Source organism: Geodermatophilus sp. SYSU D00879 (genome assembly GCF_054050375.1).
Window position 1 is genome coordinate 217,951 of sequence record NZ_JBJGZF010000005.1, and the last position, 20,149, is coordinate 238,099.

The following is a 20,149-nucleotide window of genomic DNA, read 5'->3' on the forward strand; positions in this document are numbered from 1 at the left end:
AGAGGGGGTGGGTTGTCAGGCGAGTTCGCGCGCCCGAGATCGCGCAGCGATCCCACCGTCCGCGCACCGCGAGCCCCCTGCACGGTAGTCGCGCCGGCTGTCGCCCAGCGCCTCAGCAGGCCGCCGTCGGCCAACGGGGGAGGAGTGATGAGGACGGGTTCCTCCACCGCGGCTGGTCCTCGTCGGACCGGGTCGACCCGGCGCTCGAAAGGGTCCATCAGAGCTCGTCGTGCGGGCTGCGTCCGCGCACCGGGATCAGCGGTCCTGCCCACGACTCATGCGCCGCCAGCCGCGCCATCAGTGAGCGGTCGGCCGTCATGGGGATGAGGCGGCGGGCGCATCTCCAGTGGATCTGCGGCGAGGCAGCTCCTGCCCGCACCCGTCCGATGCGAGGGGTCCCGGAGCTCCTGTCCTTCTGCAGTCGGCCTCCGCGCCCCGTTCCTCTCACTGACGTCGCCACTGCAGGACGACTGAATGCCACGAGCGGCGCCGAGGGCCGGGCATCCGGAGACGGGAACCGCAGCGCGCCGCTCCGGACCGGCGGCCGATCCCAGGAGTCCGGTCGCCGTTCGGGAACGGCAGGGCTCGGCCATGCTGTTCGCCGCGGTGACCCGCAGGCATCCCGGTGCAGGACGGAGCCGGCTGATGCCGGCCATCGGTGGAGAACGCGCCGGACGCGAAGCGCTCACCGGTTGCGCTGCACCTGCAGGCCGCCCGGCGGGCGAGCCGGGGCGCTCGTCAACACGTAACGCCGGGCCGAGCGACGGGGACTCCGGAGGAGACCGAGGAGGCGACCGATGACCGAGTCCTCAGCCCGCCCGCCCGCCAGCTCCTCGCCCTCGATGGCAGAGCGGGTCCGGCAGGCCGGCCCGCCGGAACTGGTGGCCGACGTCGTCGTGATCGGCGGCGGGCCGGCCGGTGAGGTGGCCGTCGGGCGGCTGGCCGACCGTGGCCTTGACACGATCCTGGTCGAGCGTGAGCTGATCGGCGGCGAGTGCTCCTACTGGGGCTGCATCCCCAGCAAGACCCTGGTGCGGCCGGGCGACGTGCTGGCCGCCACCCGCCGGGTTCCCGGCGCGGCCACCGCGATCAACGGATCGGTCGACGTCGGCGCCGCCCTGGCACGGCGGGACTACATGACCTCCTCGTGGAACGACGCCGGGCAGGAGCGCTGGCTGGCCGACCACGGGGTGCACCTGGTCCGAGGGCCGGGCCGCTTGGTGGGAGAGCGGCAGGTCGCCGTCGGCGGCGGTCCGGTGATCCGGGCGCGCCGCGCGGTGGTGCTGGCCACCGGCAGCAGCGCGGTGGTGCCCCCCGTGCCCGGGCTGGTCGACGTCCGACCGTGGGACAACCGGTCCGCGACGGCGGCCAAGGAGCTGCCTGCCCGACTGCTGGTCCTCGGCGGCGGAGCGGTGGGCCTGGAGCTGGGCCAGGCGTTCCGCCGGCTCGGCTCGGCCGAGGTCACGGTCGTCGAGGGCCTTCCCCGGCTGCTCCCGCGTGAGGAGCCGTTCGCCGGCGAGCAGGTGCTCGAAGCCTTCCTGCGGGAGGGCATCGGCGTGCGGTTGGGCACCCTCCTCACCTCGGTGCGCCGCGACGGCACCGACGGTCCGGTGCAGGTCACCCTTGCCGACGGTGAGGAGATCCTCGCCGACGAGATCCTGGTGGCGACCGGACGCCGGCCGCGGACGGCCGACCTCGGGCTGGAGACCATCGGGCTGACCCCGGGAGGGCCCGTGCGGGTCGACGACCGCCTGCGCGCGGTCGGGGTGCCGGGGGAGTGGCTGTACGCCGTCGGTGACTGCACCGGCCTGGCGCCGTTCACGCACATGGGCAAGTACCAGGCCCGGATCGCCGCGGACGTGATCACCGGGCGGGACACGCGGGACCGCGCCAGCCGCGACGCCGTGCCTCGGGTGACCTTCACCGACCCGCAGGTCTGCGCGGTCGGGCTGACCGCTGCCGAGGCGAGAGAGCGAGGCCTCCCGGTGCGGGTGGTCGACGTCGCTACCGGGGAGGTCCCGGGGGCCTACGTCCTCGGTGAGGACACCGCAGGAACCACCCGCCTCGTCATCGACGAGGAACGTGGAGTCCTCGTCGGCGTGACCATCACCGGCAGCGGGGTGCAGGAGATGTTGCACGCGGCCACCGTGGCGGTCGGGGCGCGGGTGCCGCTGCAGGAGCTGTGGCATGCCGTACCCGCGTTCCCCACCGTGGCGGAGGTGTGGCTGCACGCCCTGGAGGCGGTCGGCCTCTGATCCGGTCTCGCGAACCTCTTCGACTCTGCCCAGGGATCTCTCCCGGAGGGCCACCGTGCCTGACGTCTCCTTCACCAACCTGCTAATCACCGCCGCCGTGGCCGCGGCCGTTCCGCTCGCACTCGGCTGGGCCCCCCGGTTCCGGGTGCCCTCCGTCGTCCTGGAGATCGTCGTCGGCATCCTGCTCGGCCCCTCGGTGCTGGGCTGGGTGCACGTCGACCTCCCCGTGCGCATCCTGGCCCTTTTCGGACTGGCGTTCCTGCTGCTCCTGGCCGGCCTCGAGATCGACGTGCGGGGGCTGCGCGGCCGCCTGCTGGGGCTGGCCGCGGCCGGCTACGCGGTCAGCGCGGCCCTGGCCTTCCTCGCCGGTGTCGGTTTCCGCGGCCTCGGGTGGACGTCGTCCCCGCTGTTCCTGGCCATCGCGCTGACCGCCACGTCGCTCGGGTTGGTGGTGCCGGTGCTCAAGGACGCGGGCCGGGTGGCCGACCCGGTGGGGCAGACGACGATCGCCGCAGCATCGGTCGCCGACTTCACCGCGATCGTGCTGCTCACCCTGCTGTTCTCCACCTCCGGCGGCGGCGCCGGCACCACCGCGGTCTTCCTCGGCGCGTTCGGTGTCCTGGTCGCCGTGTTGGCCCTGGCCCTCGGCCGGGTGGGGATGTCGATGCGGCTGGGCGAGGTGCTGGTGCGGCTGCAGGACACCACGGCCGAGATCCGGGTGCGGTTGGTGGTCCTGCTGCTCATCGCGTTCGTGGCGCTGGCCGAGCGGCTGGGGCTGGAGACGATCCTCGGCGCCTTCCTCGCCGGGGCCCTCGTCGGGCTGGTGGACCGTGACTCGGTCACACACCCGCGGTTCCGGGCCAAGCTCGACGCGATCGGCTATGGCTTCCTCATCCCGGTGTTCTTCGTCAGCAGCGGCGTTCAGCTGGATCTGCGCGGCCTGATCGAGCACCCGAGTGCGCTGGTCCGTGTTCCTGTCTTCCTCGCAGCCCTGCTGGTGGTGCGCGGCCTGCCCGCCGTGCTGTTCGTGCGGTCGCTCGGCAGGCGAGGTGCCACGGCGGCAGGCCTGCTGCAGGCCACGTCGCTGCCCTTCCTGGTGACCGTGGCGCAGATCGGCACGGTGACCGGCCGGCTCTCCGGGACGAACGCGGCGGCGCTGGTCTGCGCCGGGCTGCTGTCGGTGCTGATCTTCCCCACGACCGCGCTGGGGCTGCTCGGCCGGCCACGCCCGGCATCGATCCCCGAGCAGCGTGGTGCGCCGCTCGCGGAGACGGCTCCGGCAGAGACGGTCAGCGCGGACTGAGTACGGCTTCCCGGGCTCGCTGAGCTCCAGCACGGAATCGGCACGTGTGGCGTTGCACGGGGTGCCACGAGCAGACCTACGGCGACCTGCAGGCTGGCCGGACCTGGCCGGTGCCCTCGGACGCCGTACCGGGTCGCCGTGGCGCTCACCGGCCGTTCTGCGGCTGGTCGGCCGGGGGGAGCGGCCCCCCGTGGAGCAGCGGCGGTGGTGACGCGCTGGGACGCCGCACGCGCCGGGCAGCATCGCGCGGCGGTCCACGCCCGGCGCCTCCGGGCGGCGCAGGGTGCGCGGCAGGGTGGCCGGGCGGTGCGGCGTCGGCGAGCGGGTGGACCGGGCGGCGCCGCGGGCGGGCCGCCGTGACCGCCGCACGACCGCACGCGGCCGCCGGCTCGTTGCCGCTGGGCACGGCGTCCCGGCGGTTCCTCCGTCAGGACGTCTTCGAGCCGGCCACCCGCCGCGCCCACGGCCGCAACCGTGCCTCGGTGACCGACGAGCTCGACGCCGGCGCGCTGGTCGCCTGGATCACCACCCGGGTGGCTGGAGACGCTGCTGGACACTGCTGGGCCGCGGCCGCCGCCACCTACAACAGCCACCGGTCGGCGCTGCCGAGGTTCTTCGGCCGGTGCCCCAAGCGGGGCTGGGCCGACGGCAAGCCGGTGCCAGCTCTGCCGCGTGCGCGTCAGATCGTGCGTCGCGGTGACGGTCATGCACCTGGGTTCGCGCCACCGGAGGCATTCGTTGCACCGTCCCGAAGGGCTCTACCGCGGCCACGGGTGCGGCTGGCACGCTGTCCTCTCGACCGGTGGGTGGGACGCGGCGTTCCTTCAGCGGGCCATGACCAGGGGATGGTCGATCGTGCAAGCTCGTCGGGGCCCGGAGGCGAGCCCGTTGCTCCACGAGGAGATTCCGGCTCCTCGCGGCGGCGGGGCACTGCGCGCGGTGCCCGACGCGGACGCTCCCCCCGAGCCGCTCATCGCCACGAAGTTCTTCGTCCCGTCCCTCGGTGATCGTTCGATCGACCGGCCCCGGCTGCTGCACGGCCTGGAACGGGCGTGCGACGTCCGGCTCACGCTCGTCGTGGCGCCGGCGGGTTGGGGCAAGAGCACGCTGCTCGCCCAGTGGCTACGGGATGTGCAGATCCCGGTCGGGTGGCTGTCCTTGGATGCCGACGACGCGGATGTGACCCGGTTCTGGCGGTATCTCGTCCAGGCGGTGCGGCAGGCAGAAGGGCACGCCGGCGCTGCGGCGATGCGGCGGCTGGATGCGGCCGGCGTCGACATCGAGCGTGACGTCCTGCCGGTGCTGGTCAACGAACTGACCGACGCCGGCCGGGACGTGCTGGTCGTCCTCGACGACTACCACCTGATCGCAGACGAGTCGGTGCACCATTCCCTTGCGGCGCTCCTCGACCACGCGCCGTCGTCCCTGCACGTGGTGATCAGCTCACGGACGGACCCGCCGTTGCCGGTGAGCCGGCTGCGGGTGGCCGGCCAGCTGGTCGACGTCCGCGCCCAGCAGCTGGGATTCACCTCCGAGGAGGCCGCTCGGCTGCTCGCCCGGGCGGCCGCCGGCGAGGTGTCGCCGAAGGACGTGGAGAGGCTCGTCGTGCGGACCGAGGGGTGGGCCGCCGGGCTGCAGCTCGCGGCCCTGCGCCTCGCCGACCGCCCGGACCGGCACGCCCGCACCGCCTTCATCGACCGGTTCACCGGCGCGGACCGGCACATCGTCGACTATCTCGGTGAAGAGGTGCTGGCCGCCCTGCCGCAGCCCGTGCACGACTTCCTGCTGCGCACCTCGATCCTGCCGCGGCTGTGCGCGCCGCTGGCCGATGCGGTGACCGGAGCCGGGAACGCGGCCGGGATGCTCGCCGTGATCCGACGAACGAATTTGTTCCTCACCGCGCTGGACGACGAAGGACGGTGGTTCCGGTACCACCAGCTGTTCCGTGATCTGCTCCTGTTCGAGCTGGAGCGCTCCGGCCTCGCTCCGCGGGCGGTGCTACACCGGCGGGCGAGCGAGTGGTTCCGCACGCATGGTGACCTCCGGGAAGCCATCGCGCACGCACTCGCCACAGGTGACCCCGACCTGGCGGGGGAGCTGATCGCCGAGGGCTGGCGGCGGGAGTTCAACCTGGGCCACCTGCACTCGGTCCAGGCCTGGCTGAACGGTCTGCCGCTCTCACGGGTGGCCGGCGACGCCCGGCTGACGGTGGCCCAGGTCTGGTTGCATCTGGACCGGGGCCGGCTCGATGAGGCCGGCGCCGCTCTCGCGGCGGCCGCCCGCGGGGCCGCCGGCGACGGCCACGTGCAGGTGCTGCGGGCCCTGCACACCTTCAAGGCCGGCAACGTGCCGCTGGCCGCGGAGCGGCTGGCCGTGGTCCAGGGCCGACTGACCGATCCGTTCCTGGTCACGGTCCAGGACCTGCTCTCCGGGGTCTGCGCCCTGTGGCTGGGCGGGACACCGCACGCGGGCGACCGGCTCCGCCGGGCCGCCGCCGGCGCCGAGCACACGGACAACCGACTGGCACGCATCTACGCCCTCGGCGCCCAGGCCCTCCTCGCCGTCCTCACCGGCGACCTGCCGGCGGCCGAGGACCTGCTGCGGGAGGCCGACGCGCTCGTCGCGGACGGGCTCATCGACACCCACTTCGTCGCGATGTTCCCGAGCCTTGCCGCCGCGCGGCTGGCCGCCGGGCACGGCCGCTGGCACGACGCGGCGAAGCGCGCCGCGGCCGCCGCCGAGCTGAGCAATCGTGGTGCCGGGCGCGTCGAGCGCGCCGCGGCGCTGATCACCGCGGCGGAGACGACCCGCCGCGCCGGGCGAGACGGCGGGCCGGGCGGCGAGCGCCTGCTGGCCGAGGCCGCCGCGGTGCTGGGGGCCTGCCAGGACCCGGGCCCGATCGTCCGGGACTGGTTCGACCGGGAGCAGCGCGCCCAGCGAGCGAGCCGCCCGCCCCGGGGCGAGGCCGCCGAGCAGCTCACCAGGCGGGAGCGGGCGATCCTCGCTCTGCTCCCCACCCGGCTGTCGCAACGCGAGCTGGCGAGCTCGCTGTTCGTCAGCCCGAACACGATGAAGACCCACCTGCGGGCGATCTACCGCAAGCTCGGCGTGGATTCCCGCGACGAGGCGGTGCTGCGTGCACGGTCACTGGGTCTGCTCTGAGCTTCCGTCGCCGACCGCGGCCAGGCCGCCGCGCACCCGGGCGAGCAGGTCGGGGACGGCCACGGTCGTGACCACCGCCGCGGCCAGCCACGCCAGCACCGCCCAGGGGAACCAGCGGAACGGTGCCGGCGGGACCGGCCACACGTTGCGGTACAGCACGTAGCCGGCCATCCCGGCCCCGGCCAGCGGCACCAGCATCTCCCATCGGGACCCCGTGACGCCCAGCCGGTGCACGGCGGCGAGGTTGGTCAGCACGTACATCGCCAGCAGGCTCAGCACGCCGAGCGTGGCCAGGTAGAAGAAGACGTCCAGCGGTGCGGTGCCCGCCAGACGGAAGGCGGTGAGCAGCAGCAGCGCGACGACCATCTCCACCGCCAACGCCGCGGTCGGCACGCCTGCGGATCGCGACACCGCGGCCAGCCGCCGCGGGAGCAGACCGTCGCGGGCGAAGGCGAACACCATCCGAGCACCGACGGTCACCTCGCCGAGCCCGGCGGCGACCGCGCTGAGCACCGCACCGGCATCCAGGGCCGCAGCCAGCGGGCGGCCGACGAAGTGCAGGGCGAGATCACCCAACGGCGCCTGCGATGCGCTGAAGTCGCGCACCCCCGCGGCGTCCAGTCCGAACCCCAGCGACTGGGTGACCATGCAGGCCACGTAGAACAGCGCACCGAAGACGACCGACACCCAGATGGCCCGCGGGATCTGCTGCCGCGGGAGCACGGATTCCTCACCGAGGGAGCCGGCCGACTCGAAACCGGCGAAGGCGAGGAACCCGGAGGTGGCGGCGAGCGCAAGCGGACCGGTTCCCGTTCCGGGGGGCAGGGAGAAGACCCGCCCCGACCGGCCACCCCGGCCGGCGACCGGCGTCGTGCCGATGCCCAGCCGGACGACGACGACGGTCATCAGTGCCAGGATGAGCAGGACCGACGCCAGCTCGAGGGCCAGCAGGGACCGCGTGGTCGGGCGGATGCCGAGAGCGGCGAGGAGCCCGATCACCACCCATCCGACCACCGCCAACGGGTACCAGTCGACCTCGGCGGCACGACCGGTGGAGAGCAGGAAGGCCCGCGCGAAGACGGCCACCCCGACGATGGACACGGTCGGGAAGACCAGATAGGTGCCCAGCAGCGCCCAGCCGGTGACGAATCCCCAGCGCGGCGACAGCGCCCGCCCGACGAAGGCGTACACCGACCCCGCCGAGCGGAACTCCCGGGAGAGCCGGACGAAGCCGTAGGCCACCAGGCCCACGCCCAGGCCGGCGAAGACGAAGGCCAGCGGTGCCGCTCGACCCAGTTGCTGCGCGGCCGCCACACCGGTGACCGACATCGCCAGCGTGGGCGCCATCACCCCCACCGACATGGCCGCCGTCTCGGGAACCGAAGCTGGCGCTTCAGGGTCCGTGGGACGCCGCCCGCCCCCGCGGCGCTCATCCGGCCAGCCATCCGCCGTCGGCGGCCAGGACCGTGCCGGTGACGTAGGACGCCCGTGGAGAACAGAGCCAGACCGCGGCCGCGGCGATCTCGTCCGGTTCGGCGATCCGGGACAGCGGAACGCTGCGCAGCAGCTCGTCGGACACAGCGGAGGTCATCGCCGTCCTGGTCACCCCCGGTGCCACGGCGTTCACCCGGATGCCGGCGTCGGCCACCTCGAGTGCGGCCGCCCGGGTCAGGCCGTTCACCCCGTGTTTGGCGGCGATGTAGGCGCTGTTGTCGCGCATCGCCGCGCCACCGAGCATCGAGGAGGTGTTGACGATCGCGCCGCCGGCCTGCCTGCGCATCTGCGCGATCTCGGCGCGCATGCAATGCCACACGCCCACCAGGTCCACCTGCAACACGCGCAGGAACTCCTCGGGCGGGTACTCGTCCAGTGGCACGAAGGGCCCGGCCACGCCCGCGTTGTTGTGCGCGGCGTCCAGCTTTCCGTAGCGATGAACGGTGCGTTGCACGGCCAGGGCCACGGCATCGAGGTCGGTGACATCGGCGACGATCGCCTCGGCCTGGGCACCCGCCTGTCGGACGAGGCCCACCGTGCGGACCAGCTGCTCCTCATCGACGTCGACCAGGGCGAGCGAGGCACCGGCCCGGGCGAACGCCATGGCGCTGGCCCGGCCGATCCCGGACGCCGCCCCGGTGACCAGCACCGCCTTGTCCCGGAGGTCGGCCATCTGCGCTCCTGAGCCGGACGGAAGGGCTGGGGCTGCGCCACAGGATGCGGCGAGGCTCACGTGTCGTGGTAGGCCTCGAGTGCTGCTCGCACCGCCGCACGACCACGGTGCAGCAGCACGCGCTGGTTTCCGGGGGAGAGGTGCAGCGCAGCGCAGGTCTCCTCACTGGACATGCCCTGCACGTCGCGCATCTCGACGACCAGGCGCTGCCGCTCCGGCAACCGGTCGAGGGCCTGGGCGACCACCTGGCTGATCTCCCGGTCCAGCATGTTGTCCTCGGGTTGATGCCAGGGCCGCGGCGCCCCGGCCGAGGTCCAGTGGCCGGGGGAAGCGCCGTGCGGTCCCTGGAACCGGGTGGGGTCCACCGTCGCGCCGGAGGGCTCGGTGTCGGTCAGGGCGGAGGACGGCAGCACGCGGGCGTCCCGGGTCCGGCGGGACCGGGCCCGGTTGAGCAGGATGGCGAACACCCAGCTTCGCACCGACGCGCGTCCCTCGAAGCGTGCCAGCCCGGTCAGGACGCCCAGCCACGTCTCCTGGACCACGTCCTCGGCGGCCTGCCGGTCGTGGACGTGACGCTGCGCGACACGGAGCATGACGGGGGACCACTCGTCCACGATCGCGGCGAACGCGGTGGTGTCCCCGGCGCGCAGACGGGCGAGCAGGTCCGGATGAGGTGACGGGGGACTGGCTGGCGGCAGGGTGTCGACGGGTACCGCCTGGACGTCGAGCGAAGGCATCTTCCCTCCCCGGGACGGCTGTTCGCCAGCCTCGCGCGGCCGATGGCTGCGGTGCCTCGCTCCGCCGTGGATCTCACCCGGGTGAGATCGACGGGGGAGTACACGACTGCGGCGACCGCTAGAGCGACCCTGGCGTCATGGGCGAGCGGTTCTACCGGATCACCGTCAGGGGTGTGCTCTCCGATCGCTTCGCCGCGGCGTTCGAGCCGTTGACCCTCACCGCGGCCGACGGGCTCACCGTCCTGTCCGGTGTCTGCGTCGACTCGGCCGTTCTGTACGCGATCTTCGACCGGATGCGCGATCTCGGCCTGGAGCTGCTCGACGTCGAGTCGTCCGAGCCGGTGCGCCGCTGATGCCGAGGCTCAGGAGTGGAGCTGATCGAAGGCCGCCAGCAACCGGGCCCGTGCGCGCGCCGAGAGCGCGTCGAGGGGGAGCCGGGCGAGGCTCCGTGCGATGGAACGGATCTGGTCCAGGTACTCCGCGCAGCCTGAGCACTGGGCCAGGTGGGCGTCGAACTCGGCCATCGTGGCTTCGTCCAGGACCCCCTCCAGGTAGTCCGTGACCAGCTCGACCAGCTGATCACAGCGGATGTTCCGCCCCGGAGGACCTCCGGCCTGCATGCGCTTCACGGTGCTCACCCAGAGCTCGTCCGCACCTCGGCCCGCTCCATCACGGTGATCGGCTCCTCAGCTGCCGGTCGAGGAGCCCGGCGGCTGCTGCCGGGACGCCGGTGTGAGATCGGCGGCGCCGAAGGAGACGTGGAAGCGGGCGCACCAGACGACCAGGCTCGTGTAACCGCTGGCATCGACGCCGGCCGGCACGAGGTAGTTCTGGTCTCCGACGTTGCCCTTGAGCGGTCCCAGGTCGGCGTGGCCGTCGTCGAACGCGTCATCGATGCCGTGCGCCGGATTCCTCGACAGCCAGACGACGAGCGCGGGCCCGTTCGTCGTCGCGAACCCCTCCAGCCGGACGACGACGCGCCCGTCGGCCAGCCGGAGGACCCGGGCGGTGCCACGGGTGGGGTGCTCTCGCGAGATGAAGGTGCCCGACGCGAGCTCTACCGGGGCCGCGTCGGGTCCGGGCGCCTGCGACGACCCGGCGGCGCTCGGCGGCGGCTCGTGGACCCGTTCGTCGTAGAGGAGCTTCTGCGGCTGGAACCACAGCAGGGTCACCGCGGCGAGGACCGCGAGCACCACCGCCGCGAGCCACGTCCATCGCCGGCGGCGCCGGCCGTCCAGGCGGATTCGTGGCGGCCGGGGGGCGCGAGCCGTCTGCGCGGCACCGGTGGGTGGAGCCTGCGGAGTGGTCACTTCGTTGTGTCCTCCGATGGCCTCCTTGCGTTACCGCCGTCCTCGGGGCGGGCGTGCCCGGTTCTGTCGGTCCCCGGCGACGGCCCCGCCCTGTAACGGCCGCCATCCGCGGGTGACAGTGCAGGCATGGGCCCCGCAGGGCAGCTGCTGGCGGTGTGCGTGGGACAGCCGCGGGAGGTCACCTGGCGCGGCCGCGTGGTCCGTACCGCGATCTGGAAGAGCCCCACCGCCGGACGGCGCGCAGTGGGGCGCCTGAACGTCGTGGGTGATGCCCAGGCGGACCTGGCCGGCCATGGCGGGGAGCACCGGGCGGTGTTCGTCTACCAGCGCGACTCGTACGTGCACTGGGAGCGGGAGCTCGGGCGGCTGCTGCCGGAGGAGGGGACGTTCGGGGAGAACTTCACGGTGGACGGTCTCTCGGACAGCGAGGTCTGCATCGGGGACCGGCTCGCGATCGGCACGGCGGTGTTCGAGGTGACCCAGCCGCGGGTCACCTGTTTCAAGGTCGGCCTGCGGCTCGGCGAGCCGCGGATGCCGGCGCTGCTGACCGGCCACGGGCGGCCGGGGTTCTACCTGCGGGTGCTGCAGGAGGGGCAGGTCGGCGCCGGCGACTCGATCCGCCTGGTGCACCGCGACCCGCGGGGCCTGAGCGTGCGGCGGGTGTCCGCCCTGCTGTACACCGCCGACCGCGACGAGGCGTCGCTGCGCGCGGCCCTGGGCATCCCGGCCTTGCCGGAGGGTTGGCGATGGTCGTTCCGGGCGCTTCTCGCCGCGGGCGACCGCCCGGGCAACCCGGGGCTGGCCGCGCAGCCGGCGGCCCGGCCGGCGTACGCCGGGTTCCGGGACTTCACGGTCACGCGGCTGGTACGGGAGTCGGCGCACGTGCTGTCGGTGTACCTGGCCCCCGGAGACGGCACGGCTCCGCCGTCATGGCTGCCCGGCCAGTTCGTGCCCGTGCGGCTGCGCGACGGGGCCGGGCTCGTCGTGCGGAGCTACTCGCTGTCGGTTCCCGCCGGTCCGGAGCTGCGCTTGTCCGTCAAGCGTGACGGCCGGGGCAGCGCCCTGGTGCACGGGCTCGCCGTCGGAGCGACGGTGGAGGTCGGGGCGCCCCGGGGTGGGGTCGGGTTCGATCCGGCGGGCAGTGGCCCCGTGGCGCTGATCAGCGCCGGCATCGGCGTGACCCCGCTGCTGGCGTGCCTGCGCGCGCAGGCCGCCGTCCGGCCGGAGCGCCGCCTGGTCTGGGTGCACGTGGCCCGCTCACCGGCCGAGCACTCCCTGGCGGCCGAGGCGGACGCCGCGCTGGCGGCCATGCCGGCCGCCGTCCGGCACGTCCGCTACACCGCGGCGCAGGCCGCCGGGGTCGGGGACGCCGACGGCCGGCTCCCACTCGAGGCCCTGTCCGACCTCGGCATCGGCCGGTCCTTCTCCGCCTACGTCTGCGGCCCCGACGGCTTCGCCGCGGAGGTGCGGCAGATGCTGGCCGGCCTCGGGCTGCCCGCCGCCGCCGTGCACGTGGAGTCCTTCGGCACCGGCACCAGCGCCCGCGCCGATCCTCGCCTCGACAGCCTCGTGACCGGGCGCCCGCACCCACCGTCGCCGCCGTCCGCAGCAGGCTGGCCGGTCACCTTCTCCCGGGCCGGGGTGACCGCCGCCTGCGATCCGGAGCGATTCGCCAGCCTGCTGGAACTCGCCGAGGCCTGCGACGTCGGCGTGCGGTGGTCGTGCCGCAGCGGCGTGTGCCACAGCTGCGAGTCCGCCCTCGTCGACGGCGCGGTCGAGTACGTCACGGAGCCGCTCGACGAGCCGAGCGGCGATGTCGTGCTGCTCTGCAGTGCTCGGCCCACCTCGCCGGTGACGCTCGATCTGTAGGAGCACGAGCAGACGCAGCGGCGGCGAGACCTCGGCGGTGCCACCGGCTGAGGTCGGGGCCCACCGGCCCGCTCAGACGAACCGGGTGTGCGGTCGAGGGAGCACGACGCCGTCGAGCTCGATGTCGACCTTCTCGTTGTAGAACGCGATGAGGCCCGCGATCGGCAGTACCTGGTGGGTGGGGAACGAGTAGGACCACGCGATGTCCCGGTACTCCTCCGGGGGGTCGCCGTCGACCCGTAGCGACCAGTAGTCCGACGTCACGCCCTTGTACGGGCACGCCGTCCGGGTCGGGGTGCGGCTGAGCTCGGCGGCGGCCACATCGGTGCGGTCGATGTAGTACCGGGTGGGCAGTCCGGTCTCGAAGAGCAGCACGGGAGTGCTGGTGTCGGCGAGCAGGTGGCCGTCGAGGGCGACGCGCACGTGCCGATGGGAACGCAGGGCATCGACGCGGACGTAGGGGTTGCGGGGATGGACGAACACCTGCTCGTCCTCCTCGTACCAGGCGTCGAGGGCGTCCCAGTCGAACCGGGCCGTGCCCGCGATCCCGTCCCGTGCGCCGGCCCCGAACACCCGGACGCTGCCGGGGCGCTCCTCGCCACCGGCACGAAGCCCGTGCCGACGCGCCGTTCCGCGCGTGAGGTGCTGGTCGTGCCCCTCGTCGACCAGAAGGCGGGGATCGACGTCCTCGAGGGGGATGTAGTACTGCGGGTAGTACGGGAACTCCCACACGTATCGCGCCCGCGTGGTGTCGAAGACCGTCTGGCCGCCCAGGGTGGCCCTCACCCGCCGGGGCGCGGGCTCGATGCGCTCCGCCTCGGCTGCCGGCCGCGGAAAGTCCCGGGCGTCGGCCTCCGCCGGCGCGATCACGTCGCCTCGTCGGTCGTCCATGGCATCTCGTCTCCGATCCGGCCCGGCGCGCCGGCGCCTGTCATGAGGTGGCTGCGCCGGACCGGGCTCGTCCGGGGCGATGGTGGACGCCGACCGCGCGCGGCGGCCTCCTCCACGCCGATGACGCAGCAGATCCGGTCGGCTGAGCGGCTGGGGGAGGGCGCGCTGGTGTACGCGATGCCGATCGGGTCCGTGTACCGGCCGTCGTGGTCCGAGCGCTCCCCGAGAACACGACCTCGCCGGCCTGCCATCGGGGAGGGGTTCGCGGAGTCCACGACCGGGAGGGAGACCCGCGGGTCGCGGCGCATGTCCTTCGCCTTCCCCGTCGTGTCCGAGGTGCACACGAGCCCGTGCTCACCGTCCACGCCGACCCGGACGCCGTGGCTGCGCGGGGACCCGTCGGCTCGCAGCGTGGCGGGGTGGACGCAGTTGAGGGCATCGCGCGGTTCCCGCCCCTCGCGTGGGAGCGGGACGGGGAGTCGAGCGGTGACCGTCACGGAGATCGAGCCCTTCTGCAACTCGATGGCGGAGCGTCGGTGGACGGCCTATGCCGTCGCCGGGCGGCGCGCCGCGTCATGCGGCGGGGTCCCTGCCGTCGACGGGGGTGCCGGCGATCCTCCGCTGAACGGCGTCGAGGTGGCGGTGGAGGGCATCGACGTCGGCCCGGGTGGCGCCCATGCGCGGCGGTCGGAGCCAGACGACGATGCTGCCGCCGGGGCTCAGGCTCGCCTCGGCGACATCGTCGGCCCCGTCGGCCCCCTGGGCACGCAGGGCTGCTTCCACGTCGGCGCGGCGCAGCCCCTCGCGGCGTAGCGACCGGTCCAGGAAGCGGCCCTCCTTGACCAGCGGCACGTCCTGGCCCTCGAACAGGCGGACCGCTCGGTCCGAGCGGGAGACCACCCGCACGACCACGGCGTTGGTCCCCAGGAGGACGGCGGCGGCCAGCAGCCCCCCGGTCAGGCTGTTGTCCGGGCCGATCAGCGCGTTCTGGACGACGTTGGACAGCAGCAGAACGACCACGAGATCGAACGTGTTGAGCTGCGCGAGGTTCCTCTTGCCGGCGACCCGGAGCAGCAGCGCTACCGCCGCGTAGACCAGCACCGTGCGCAGCACCTTCTCCCCGGCGGGCACGCCGAGGCTCCAGACCTCTGACATGGTGGCTGTCACCCCCGTTCAGGCCAGCGGCCGGCGGAGCGTTCGGCGTCCATGATCTGGGGAGACGTGCCGTCAGGAGGCCCGGGACCGCTGCCAGGCCGCCCGCGCCTCGTCGGTGGTGGGGTCGAAGTCGGGCTTGGTCCGGCGGAACAGGTCCTGCAGGTCCTGCCACAGCTGGTAGGCCGACGGCCGTCCCCAGAACCAGTAACCGCAGTACACGCGGTCGACGACCAGGCCGGGGGCGAGGACGACGGTGTGCGGCACGGTGGCCGGGTGGTGCGGATCGGTGTACTCGTCGATCCGCAGGGCGCGCTGGACCTCCAGGTCACCGTCGGAGAGGGAGGTCCACCAGGCGCCGGTGGTGATCTTCATCTTGTTGGTGTCGTGCAGGTTGTTCGGCAGCACGGTCACCAGCCCGGTGAACGCCACGGGGACCAGCTCCTGCAGCTTGAGCAGCTCCTTGTGGTGCTGGTGCTCCCGCGGGCAGTGCTCGCCGCGGCCGAGCTGGAGCACCAGGGCGTCGTCGCCCTGCAGCTCGGAGAGCCGCCGCTTGGTCCCGCCGTCGTCGGGCAGTTCGAAGTCGGGCAGCACCGCGCCGACGTCCAGTCCCGTGCTCATCGGTCCTCCTCGTCGACCGGCCGGATGCCCCGCACCCGGGTGCGGATCCGGTAGATGCTGGTGAGCGCGGTGATGTAGAGGGCGCGGCCGTCGGCGTCGCCCCACGCGAGGTTGTGCGGGCTCTCCGGCAGGTGCAGCGTGCCGCGATGGTGTCCCTGCCGTGTGAGGATCCAGATCCCGGACGGTCCGCAGACGTAGACGTTGCCGTCACGGTCGACCTTGAGGCCGTCGATGGAGTCCTCGTCCTCCGCGGCGGTCAGGTCGGCGAAGACCCGTCCGCCCGACAGGGAGCCGTCGGCGGCCACGTCGTAGCGCATGACGACCGTGGCGGCCCGGTCCCAGTTGCCCACGTACAGGGTGCGCTCGTCGGGGGACAGGGCGATGCCGTTGGGGCCGCTCAGCGCGTCGGTGAGCAGCCGGACTCCGCCGTCGCGGACCGCGAAGACGCCGCTGAAGGGCAGCTCCCTGGCCGGGTCGTCGTGGGCGTCGGGCAGGCCGAACGGCGGATCGGTGAAGAACAGCGTTCCGTCCGACCGGTAGACGAGGTCGTTGGGGCTGTTGAGCCGACGGCCCTGGTAGCGGTCGGCGAGGACGGTCGTGTCGCCGTGCGGCTCGACGCGCAGCACCCGCCGGTTGCCGTGTTCGCAGACCGTGAGGCGCCCCTGCGGGTCGAAGGTCAGCCCGTTGGATCCCGGCTGGGGAAAGCGGCCGATGTCGGGGCCGCTGTAGCCGCTGTGCGAGCGGAACACCGACACCGACCCGCGCGGGTTCCACCGGTAGATCTGGTTGGTGTTCGGCGAACTGAACAGCAGCGCGCCGTCGGCGGTCCACACCGGGCCCTCGGTGAACGGGAAGCCCGCGGCGACCCGCTCGAGCGGTGCGTCGCGGTCCAGCACAGGGTCCAGGCCGGCGGCACCCCGGGTCACGCCGAGTTCCACCACCTCGGTGGAGCGGGCCTGCTCGGGGCGGTAGAGGTCGAGCACGGCCGTGCGCAGCCAGATGTAGTTGCGCGGCGAGGCGGAGATCGGGCCGTTGGCGCCGAACACCGCGAGCCGGAAGGTCTGTCCCGGCCGGGCATCCTCGGTGAGGACCACCCGGTTGGGTGCGTTGAACCCGGCCACCACCTGCCCGCCGACGTCGCCGAGGGCGACGGGGAGCCGGCCGTCGACCCAGACCTCGGCGTAGTCGTCGACGACCACCTCGAAGACGACCGTGCAGCCGGTCGGGTCGATGCCGCCGATGCGCTCGGGGATGGTCACCGCCAGCCGGTACCAGTTGAAGCAGACCCGCCCGCCGGCCAGCCGCAGCCGGGTGTCGGCCGGGCGGAGCACCCGCCAGCCCGAGTCGTCGAAGTCGGCGGCACCGGCGTGGGGCAGCACGTCGAAGGTCCGGTTGGGGACGTCGCCGGGGCCGAGGGGGTCTCCCGGGGAGCCCACGGCGACGAAGTCGATCTCCTCGATCCGCGCGTCGCTGTAGCGCCAGGTCGCGCCGACCGACGCGGCCCCCTCGTCGGTCTGCAGGTCGACGACCGCAACGGCCGGACCGGGCAGCGGCTGCGACGGGCGCGGTACCCCCGCGGCCGCCGGCCTGGGTCGGGTGACGGTGGTCATGGCCAGGTCACCACCTTGGTGACGAAGTACAGGAAGGGGTCGGAGACGTCGACGAACTGGTGCGGGACGCCGCTGGGGACGACGAGCACGTCGCCCTCGCCGAGCTCGTGGGCGGCGCCGCCGTCGATGAAGTCCGCCCGCAGCTCTCCGGGGGCCACCTCACGGGGGGAGTGCAGCGTGCCGCCGGTGACGACCTTGGCCCGTCCCCGGACGACCCGCATGACGTCGACGACGCCGGCGTGGTACTCGACCGCGCCGGGCGCGGTGCGCCGGCCCGCGTCGACCTTGTAGCGACCCGCGTCGACGAGCAGGCCCCCGTCCTGGAACTTCTGCGTCAGCTCGGCGTCGGAGATGAACACGGCGTCCCGACCTCCGCCGGAGGCCGCCCGCTGACCGGCGTCCCGGCCGATCTCGGCCAGCTCCTGGTCCTCGTCGGCCGAGGAGGCCCCGCTGACCCCGACCGCGCCGACGACGTGACCGTCGACGACGATCGGCATGCCACCCTGCAGCGGGACGGCGCCGGCCAGGTGCAGCGCCGAGGGGCGACCACCGGAGGCCTGTTGCTCGAAGTCCCGGCTGGGCCGACGGAAGAGCGCGGCGGTGCGTGCCTTGTCCGTGGCCACCCCGACGCTGGCGACCTGCGCCGCGTCCGGCCGCCACAGGCAGACCAGGTCGCCGCCGGCGTCGACCGCCGCAGCCACGGGCGCCACTCCCCGCGCGGTCGCCGCGTCGGCGACCGCCTGCAGGGCCAGCTGAGCGGCGGAGAAGCTCAGCGCGGGGACCGTCGTCGTGGCGAACCCGGCGGCTGCTCCGGCCAGGGAGACCGCCTCGTCCTCGTCGGGGGTCTCCCCGCTGGTGCCGATCGCGCCGACCACCTCGCCGGCGGCCACGAGCGGCACCCCGCCGGTGAGCGCGCGGGCACCGTGCAGCGCCAGGGCACCCAGCCGGCCGTCGGTGACCTGCTGCTCGATCTCGCGGCTGGGCCGCACGAAGACGGCGGCGGTCCGCGCCTTGTCCATGGCCACCTGGTCGCTGGCCGCCTGGCTGCCCTCCGTACGGCGCAGCGCGAGCAGCCGGCCGGAGGAGTCGACGATCGCGATGACCACGCGGTACCCGTGCTCCCTCGCGTGCCGCTCGGCCGCGGCCAGCACCGCGTCGACCCCGGCACCCTCGATGACCCTGCGTGTGCGGACCGCGGCCATGCCGGTCACGCTCCTCTCGTGTTCAGCACGGCCATCCAGACGGCCGTGTCGGCGGTGATGAACAGCCGGTCGCGGTCGCGACCGCCGAAGGTGAGGTTGACCGCGCCCGGCACGGCGATCCGGCCCAGCAGGGTCCCGTCGGGGGTCAGCACCCGCACGCCCTCGGGGCAGCAGACGTACACCCGGCCGGCCTCGTCGACGGCGAGCCCGTCCGGGGTGCCCGCCGGGGTGACGTCCACGACCCGCCGCGAGCCCAGCCCGGTTCCCGCGGCGACGTCGTAGGCGTAGACGTGGTGCGGGCGCTCGGGTGCCCAGCTGCCCGGTTCGTGCTCGGCGCCGCTGTCGGCGACATACAGGGCACTGCCGTCGGGTGAGAACGCGAGCCCGTTGGGCTTGTCGAGATCGTCGGCGACGGTGTGCTCCCGCCCGGTCGCCGGGTCGAACCGGTGGACGGCGTCGGGCAGTTGCGGAGGGGGGCGGAAACCCTGCAGGTGTCCGTAGGACGGATCGGTGAACCAGATGCAGCCGTCGGGCCCGACGACCACGTCGTTCGGCGAGTTGAGCGCTGCCCACCCGGATGTGTTGACGACGGTCGTCGCGGCCCCGGTGACCGGGTCCAGCAGGGACAGGCGCGCGGGCCGCGCCATGTCCCCCTGCTCGCACACCAGCAGCCGCCCCCGCCATGCGGTCATCCCGTTGGGCATCACCGCATCCGCGGATGTCACGGTGATCCGCTCCGGTTCCAGATCCACCCGGTCACCGTCCAGGGCGATCCGTTTGATCGACGCTGCGCGCGGCCGGCCGCGGGGCACCGTGGTGACGTACACGGCGTCCTCGCCGGGCAGGTCGCCGGGCAGGTACGTCGGCCCCTCGTGGGCGTCGCAGCGGGCGAGACGGCCGAGCAGGGGATGGGCGCCCGTCACATGGACGAACGACTGGTCCGCCGCGACGAAGTGGTCCGCGGACGTGTCCGTGGCAACGGCGACCCCGTCGGGTGAGCCCACGACTCGCTCCTCTCACTCGGGCGCGGCGAGCGAACTGGGCGTCGCCCGCGCCGCCGTCAGCACGCGGTCCAGGTCCTGCTCGGTGAGCGGGGGCCCCGGCTCGCCGCGCCGGCGCCGCGGTGACCGCTCCACCGCCTCGGGGCCGGTCAGCCGCTGCATCGCCCCGCGAGCGCCGTCGCCCCTGGGCCGCCAGAGCGCGTCGGTCGCCCGGGCCCACGTCCGGCGGGAACCCGGCAGCCAGATGCCTGCGAGGCGATCGCGCCGCGCGTCGTGCACGCGCAGGGCCACCCGGTCGGCGCAGACCTGCAGCCGACCCCGCGACATCTCGGCCGTCGTCATGCGGGTGTAGTCCGCCATCAGTTCCCGGCGTTGCACTCCAGTCGACGTTCCCTGCGGCCGCCGACGATCCGGGCCGGATGGTGTAACCCCGAAGGCACAGCGGAGACAGATGCGATGAGCCGCTCGGCCGCCGAATCTCCGTCCAGAACCTGGGGGTGCGGGCCATGAGAGAGAGCACCGGTCAGAGGCGCCGGGTCCTGGAGTTGGACAAGCGCGAGCAGGGCCCCGTCGAAGTGACGCTGCTCTGGGACCGGGAGACCAGCGGCGCGGTCGTCGTCGTGTGGAACTGGGCTTCCGGTGCCTGCCTGCAACTGGACGTGGAGGCCGACTGCGCCGGCTATGCGTTCACCCATCCCTACGCCTACGCCGGTGCGCACGGAGTTCCGCAGGACGACATCCTGCAGGTGGCCTGACCGTTGGCGCGGCGAGGACCACGGTCGGTCGGACGCGCCGACCTCCGGTCCTCCCGGGACGCGTCGCAGCCGGCGTGGGACGAAGCGAACGGACCGTGACGCTCCGGATCCGGT

18 protein-coding genes are annotated in these 20,149 nt (G+C 73.7%); 6 read left to right on the plus strand and 12 right to left on the minus strand.

All coding sequences use genetic code 11. The features are described from left to right. Window positions 1-797 precede the first annotated feature (797 nt). From ACI79B_RS09675 to ACI79B_RS09685, 3 genes are all read left to right on the plus strand, one after another. Window positions 798-2,255, plus strand: coding sequence for a dihydrolipoyl dehydrogenase family protein (locus ACI79B_RS09675; RefSeq protein WP_456928590.1), 1,458 nt, complete (start codon window positions 798-800; stop codon window positions 2,253-2,255). Between the two features lie 55 nt (window positions 2,256-2,310). Then, window positions 2,311-3,558, plus strand: coding sequence for a cation:proton antiporter (locus ACI79B_RS09680; protein ID WP_456928589.1), 1,248 nt, complete (start codon window positions 2,311-2,313; stop codon window positions 3,556-3,558). A 939-nt stretch (window positions 3,559-4,497) separates the two neighbouring features. After that, complete coding sequence (locus tag ACI79B_RS09685; protein ID WP_456928588.1) at window positions 4,498-6,720, plus strand: LuxR C-terminal-related transcriptional regulator; 2,223 nt, start codon at window positions 4,498-4,500, stop codon at window positions 6,718-6,720. Here the strand turns inward: ACI79B_RS09685 and ACI79B_RS09690 are convergent. From ACI79B_RS09690 to ACI79B_RS09700, 3 genes are all read right to left on the minus strand, one after another. After that, complete coding sequence (locus tag ACI79B_RS09690) at window positions 6,703-8,082, minus strand: APC family permease (protein ID WP_456928587.1); 1,380 nt, start codon at window positions 8,080-8,082, stop codon at window positions 6,703-6,705. The two genes, ACI79B_RS09685 and ACI79B_RS09690, sit on opposite strands and share 18 nt — an antisense overlap. Window positions 8,083-8,149: 67 nt before the next feature. Then, window positions 8,150-8,887 (minus strand): SDR family NAD(P)-dependent oxidoreductase, encoded by a 738-nt coding sequence (locus ACI79B_RS09695; protein WP_456928586.1) that lies wholly within the window; start codon window positions 8,885-8,887, stop codon window positions 8,150-8,152. A 56-nt stretch (window positions 8,888-8,943) separates the two neighbouring features. Further along, window positions 8,944-9,624: an RNA polymerase sigma factor gene (locus ACI79B_RS09700; protein WP_456928585.1), complete on the minus strand. Its 681-nt coding sequence runs from the start codon at window positions 9,622-9,624 to the stop codon at window positions 8,944-8,946. A gap of 137 nt (window positions 9,625-9,761) precedes the next feature. Here ACI79B_RS09700 and ACI79B_RS09705 point away from each other — a divergent pair, with 137 nt between their 5' ends. Continuing rightward, window positions 9,762-9,977 (plus strand): hypothetical protein, encoded by a 216-nt coding sequence (locus ACI79B_RS09705; protein ID WP_456928584.1) that lies wholly within the window; start codon window positions 9,762-9,764, stop codon window positions 9,975-9,977. A 9-nt stretch (window positions 9,978-9,986) separates the two neighbouring features. Here the strand turns inward: ACI79B_RS09705 and ACI79B_RS09710 are convergent, their stop codons facing one another. Together ACI79B_RS09710 and ACI79B_RS09715 are read right to left on the minus strand one after the other, a co-directional pair. Beyond that, window positions 9,987-10,262: an anti-sigma factor family protein gene (locus ACI79B_RS09710; protein ID WP_456928583.1), complete on the minus strand. Its 276-nt coding sequence runs from the start codon at window positions 10,260-10,262 to the stop codon at window positions 9,987-9,989. Between the two features lie 48 nt (window positions 10,263-10,310). Then, window positions 10,311-10,820: a DM13 domain-containing protein gene (locus ACI79B_RS09715; protein ID WP_456928582.1), complete on the minus strand. Its 510-nt coding sequence runs from the start codon at window positions 10,818-10,820 to the stop codon at window positions 10,311-10,313. A gap of 240 nt (window positions 10,821-11,060) precedes the next feature. On the opposite strand from ACI79B_RS09715, the gene ACI79B_RS09720 reads away from it, so the two are divergent. Beyond that, entirely contained in the window at window positions 11,061-12,803 is a 1,743-nt protein-coding gene (locus ACI79B_RS09720) for an MOSC domain-containing protein (RefSeq protein ID WP_456928581.1), read from the plus strand. Between the two features lie 72 nt (window positions 12,804-12,875). On the opposite strand, the gene ACI79B_RS09725 is transcribed toward ACI79B_RS09720, so the two are convergent. The 7 genes from ACI79B_RS09725 to ACI79B_RS09755 form a co-directional block, all read right to left on the minus strand. Continuing rightward, complete coding sequence (locus ACI79B_RS09725; RefSeq protein ID WP_456928580.1) at window positions 12,876-13,694, minus strand: DUF427 domain-containing protein; 819 nt, start codon at window positions 13,692-13,694, stop codon at window positions 12,876-12,878. A 573-nt stretch (window positions 13,695-14,267) separates the two neighbouring features. After that, window positions 14,268-14,849: a DUF421 domain-containing protein gene (locus ACI79B_RS09730; protein ID WP_456928579.1), complete on the minus strand. Its 582-nt coding sequence runs from the start codon at window positions 14,847-14,849 to the stop codon at window positions 14,268-14,270. Window positions 14,850-14,921: 72 nt separating this feature from the next. Then, entirely contained in the window at window positions 14,922-15,467 is a 546-nt protein-coding gene (locus ACI79B_RS09735) for a redoxin domain-containing protein (RefSeq protein WP_456928578.1), read from the minus strand. After that, window positions 15,464-17,077 (minus strand): SMP-30/gluconolactonase/LRE family protein, encoded by a 1,614-nt coding sequence (locus ACI79B_RS09740; RefSeq protein ID WP_456928577.1) that lies wholly within the window; start codon window positions 17,075-17,077, stop codon window positions 15,464-15,466. The genes ACI79B_RS09735 and ACI79B_RS09740 overlap by 4 nt, the downstream gene beginning before the upstream one ends. Continuing rightward, the gene (locus ACI79B_RS09745) at window positions 17,074-18,279 is read right to left on the minus strand and encodes a heme-binding protein (RefSeq protein ID WP_456928576.1); all 1,206 of its coding nucleotides are present in this window, start codon (window positions 18,277-18,279) and stop codon (window positions 17,074-17,076) included. Before ACI79B_RS09745 ends, ACI79B_RS09740 begins: the two co-directional genes overlap by 4 nt. Window positions 18,280-18,284: 5 nt before the next feature. Then, window positions 18,285-19,283: an SMP-30/gluconolactonase/LRE family protein gene (locus ACI79B_RS09750; RefSeq protein ID WP_456928575.1), complete on the minus strand. Its 999-nt coding sequence runs from the start codon at window positions 19,281-19,283 to the stop codon at window positions 18,285-18,287. 12 nt (window positions 19,284-19,295) lie between these two features. Next, window positions 19,296-19,640: a hypothetical protein gene (locus ACI79B_RS09755; RefSeq protein WP_456928574.1), complete on the minus strand. Its 345-nt coding sequence runs from the start codon at window positions 19,638-19,640 to the stop codon at window positions 19,296-19,298. 146 nt (window positions 19,641-19,786) lie between these two features. On the opposite strand from ACI79B_RS09755, the gene ACI79B_RS09760 reads away from it, so the two are divergent. Further along, entirely contained in the window at window positions 19,787-20,035 is a 249-nt protein-coding gene (locus tag ACI79B_RS09760; protein WP_456928573.1) for a hypothetical protein, read from the plus strand. The last annotated feature ends 114 nt before the right edge of the window (window positions 20,036-20,149 follow it).

Excerpts from the sequence above, each read along its gene's own strand:
- ACI79B_RS09675 (WP_456928590.1), top strand. The coding sequence starts at position 798 with ATGACCGAGTCCTCAGCCCGCCCGCCCGCCAGCTCCTCGCCCTCGATG.
- ACI79B_RS09690 (WP_456928587.1), bottom strand. The coding sequence starts at position 8,082 with ATGTCGGTGGGGGTGATGGCGCCCACGCTGGCGATGTCGGTCACCGGT.
- ACI79B_RS09695 (WP_456928586.1), bottom strand. The coding sequence starts at position 8,887 with ATGGCCGACCTCCGGGACAAGGCGGTGCTGGTCACCGGGGCGGCGTCC.
- ACI79B_RS09700 (WP_456928585.1), bottom strand. The coding sequence starts at position 9,624 with ATGCCTTCGCTCGACGTCCAGGCGGTACCCGTCGACACCCTGCCGCCA.
- ACI79B_RS09705 (WP_456928584.1), top strand. The coding sequence starts at position 9,762 with ATGGGCGAGCGGTTCTACCGGATCACCGTCAGGGGTGTGCTCTCCGAT.
- ACI79B_RS09720 (WP_456928581.1), top strand. The coding sequence starts at position 11,061 with ATGGGCCCCGCAGGGCAGCTGCTGGCGGTGTGCGTGGGACAGCCGCGG.
- ACI79B_RS09725 (WP_456928580.1), bottom strand. The coding sequence starts at position 13,694 with ATGGACGACCGACGAGGCGACGTGATCGCGCCGGCGGAGGCCGACGCC.
- ACI79B_RS09730 (WP_456928579.1), bottom strand. The coding sequence starts at position 14,849 with ATGTCAGAGGTCTGGAGCCTCGGCGTGCCCGCCGGGGAGAAGGTGCTG.
- ACI79B_RS09735 (WP_456928578.1), bottom strand. The coding sequence starts at position 15,467 with ATGAGCACGGGACTGGACGTCGGCGCGGTGCTGCCCGACTTCGAACTG.
- ACI79B_RS09740 (WP_456928577.1), bottom strand. The coding sequence starts at position 17,077 with ATGACCACCGTCACCCGACCCAGGCCGGCGGCCGCGGGGGTACCGCGC.
- ACI79B_RS09745 (WP_456928576.1), bottom strand. The coding sequence starts at position 18,279 with ATGGCCGCGGTCCGCACACGCAGGGTCATCGAGGGTGCCGGGGTCGAC.
- ACI79B_RS09755 (WP_456928574.1), bottom strand. The coding sequence starts at position 19,640 with ATGGCGGACTACACCCGCATGACGACGGCCGAGATGTCGCGGGGTCGG.
- ACI79B_RS09760 (WP_456928573.1), top strand. The coding sequence starts at position 19,787 with ATGAGAGAGAGCACCGGTCAGAGGCGCCGGGTCCTGGAGTTGGACAAG.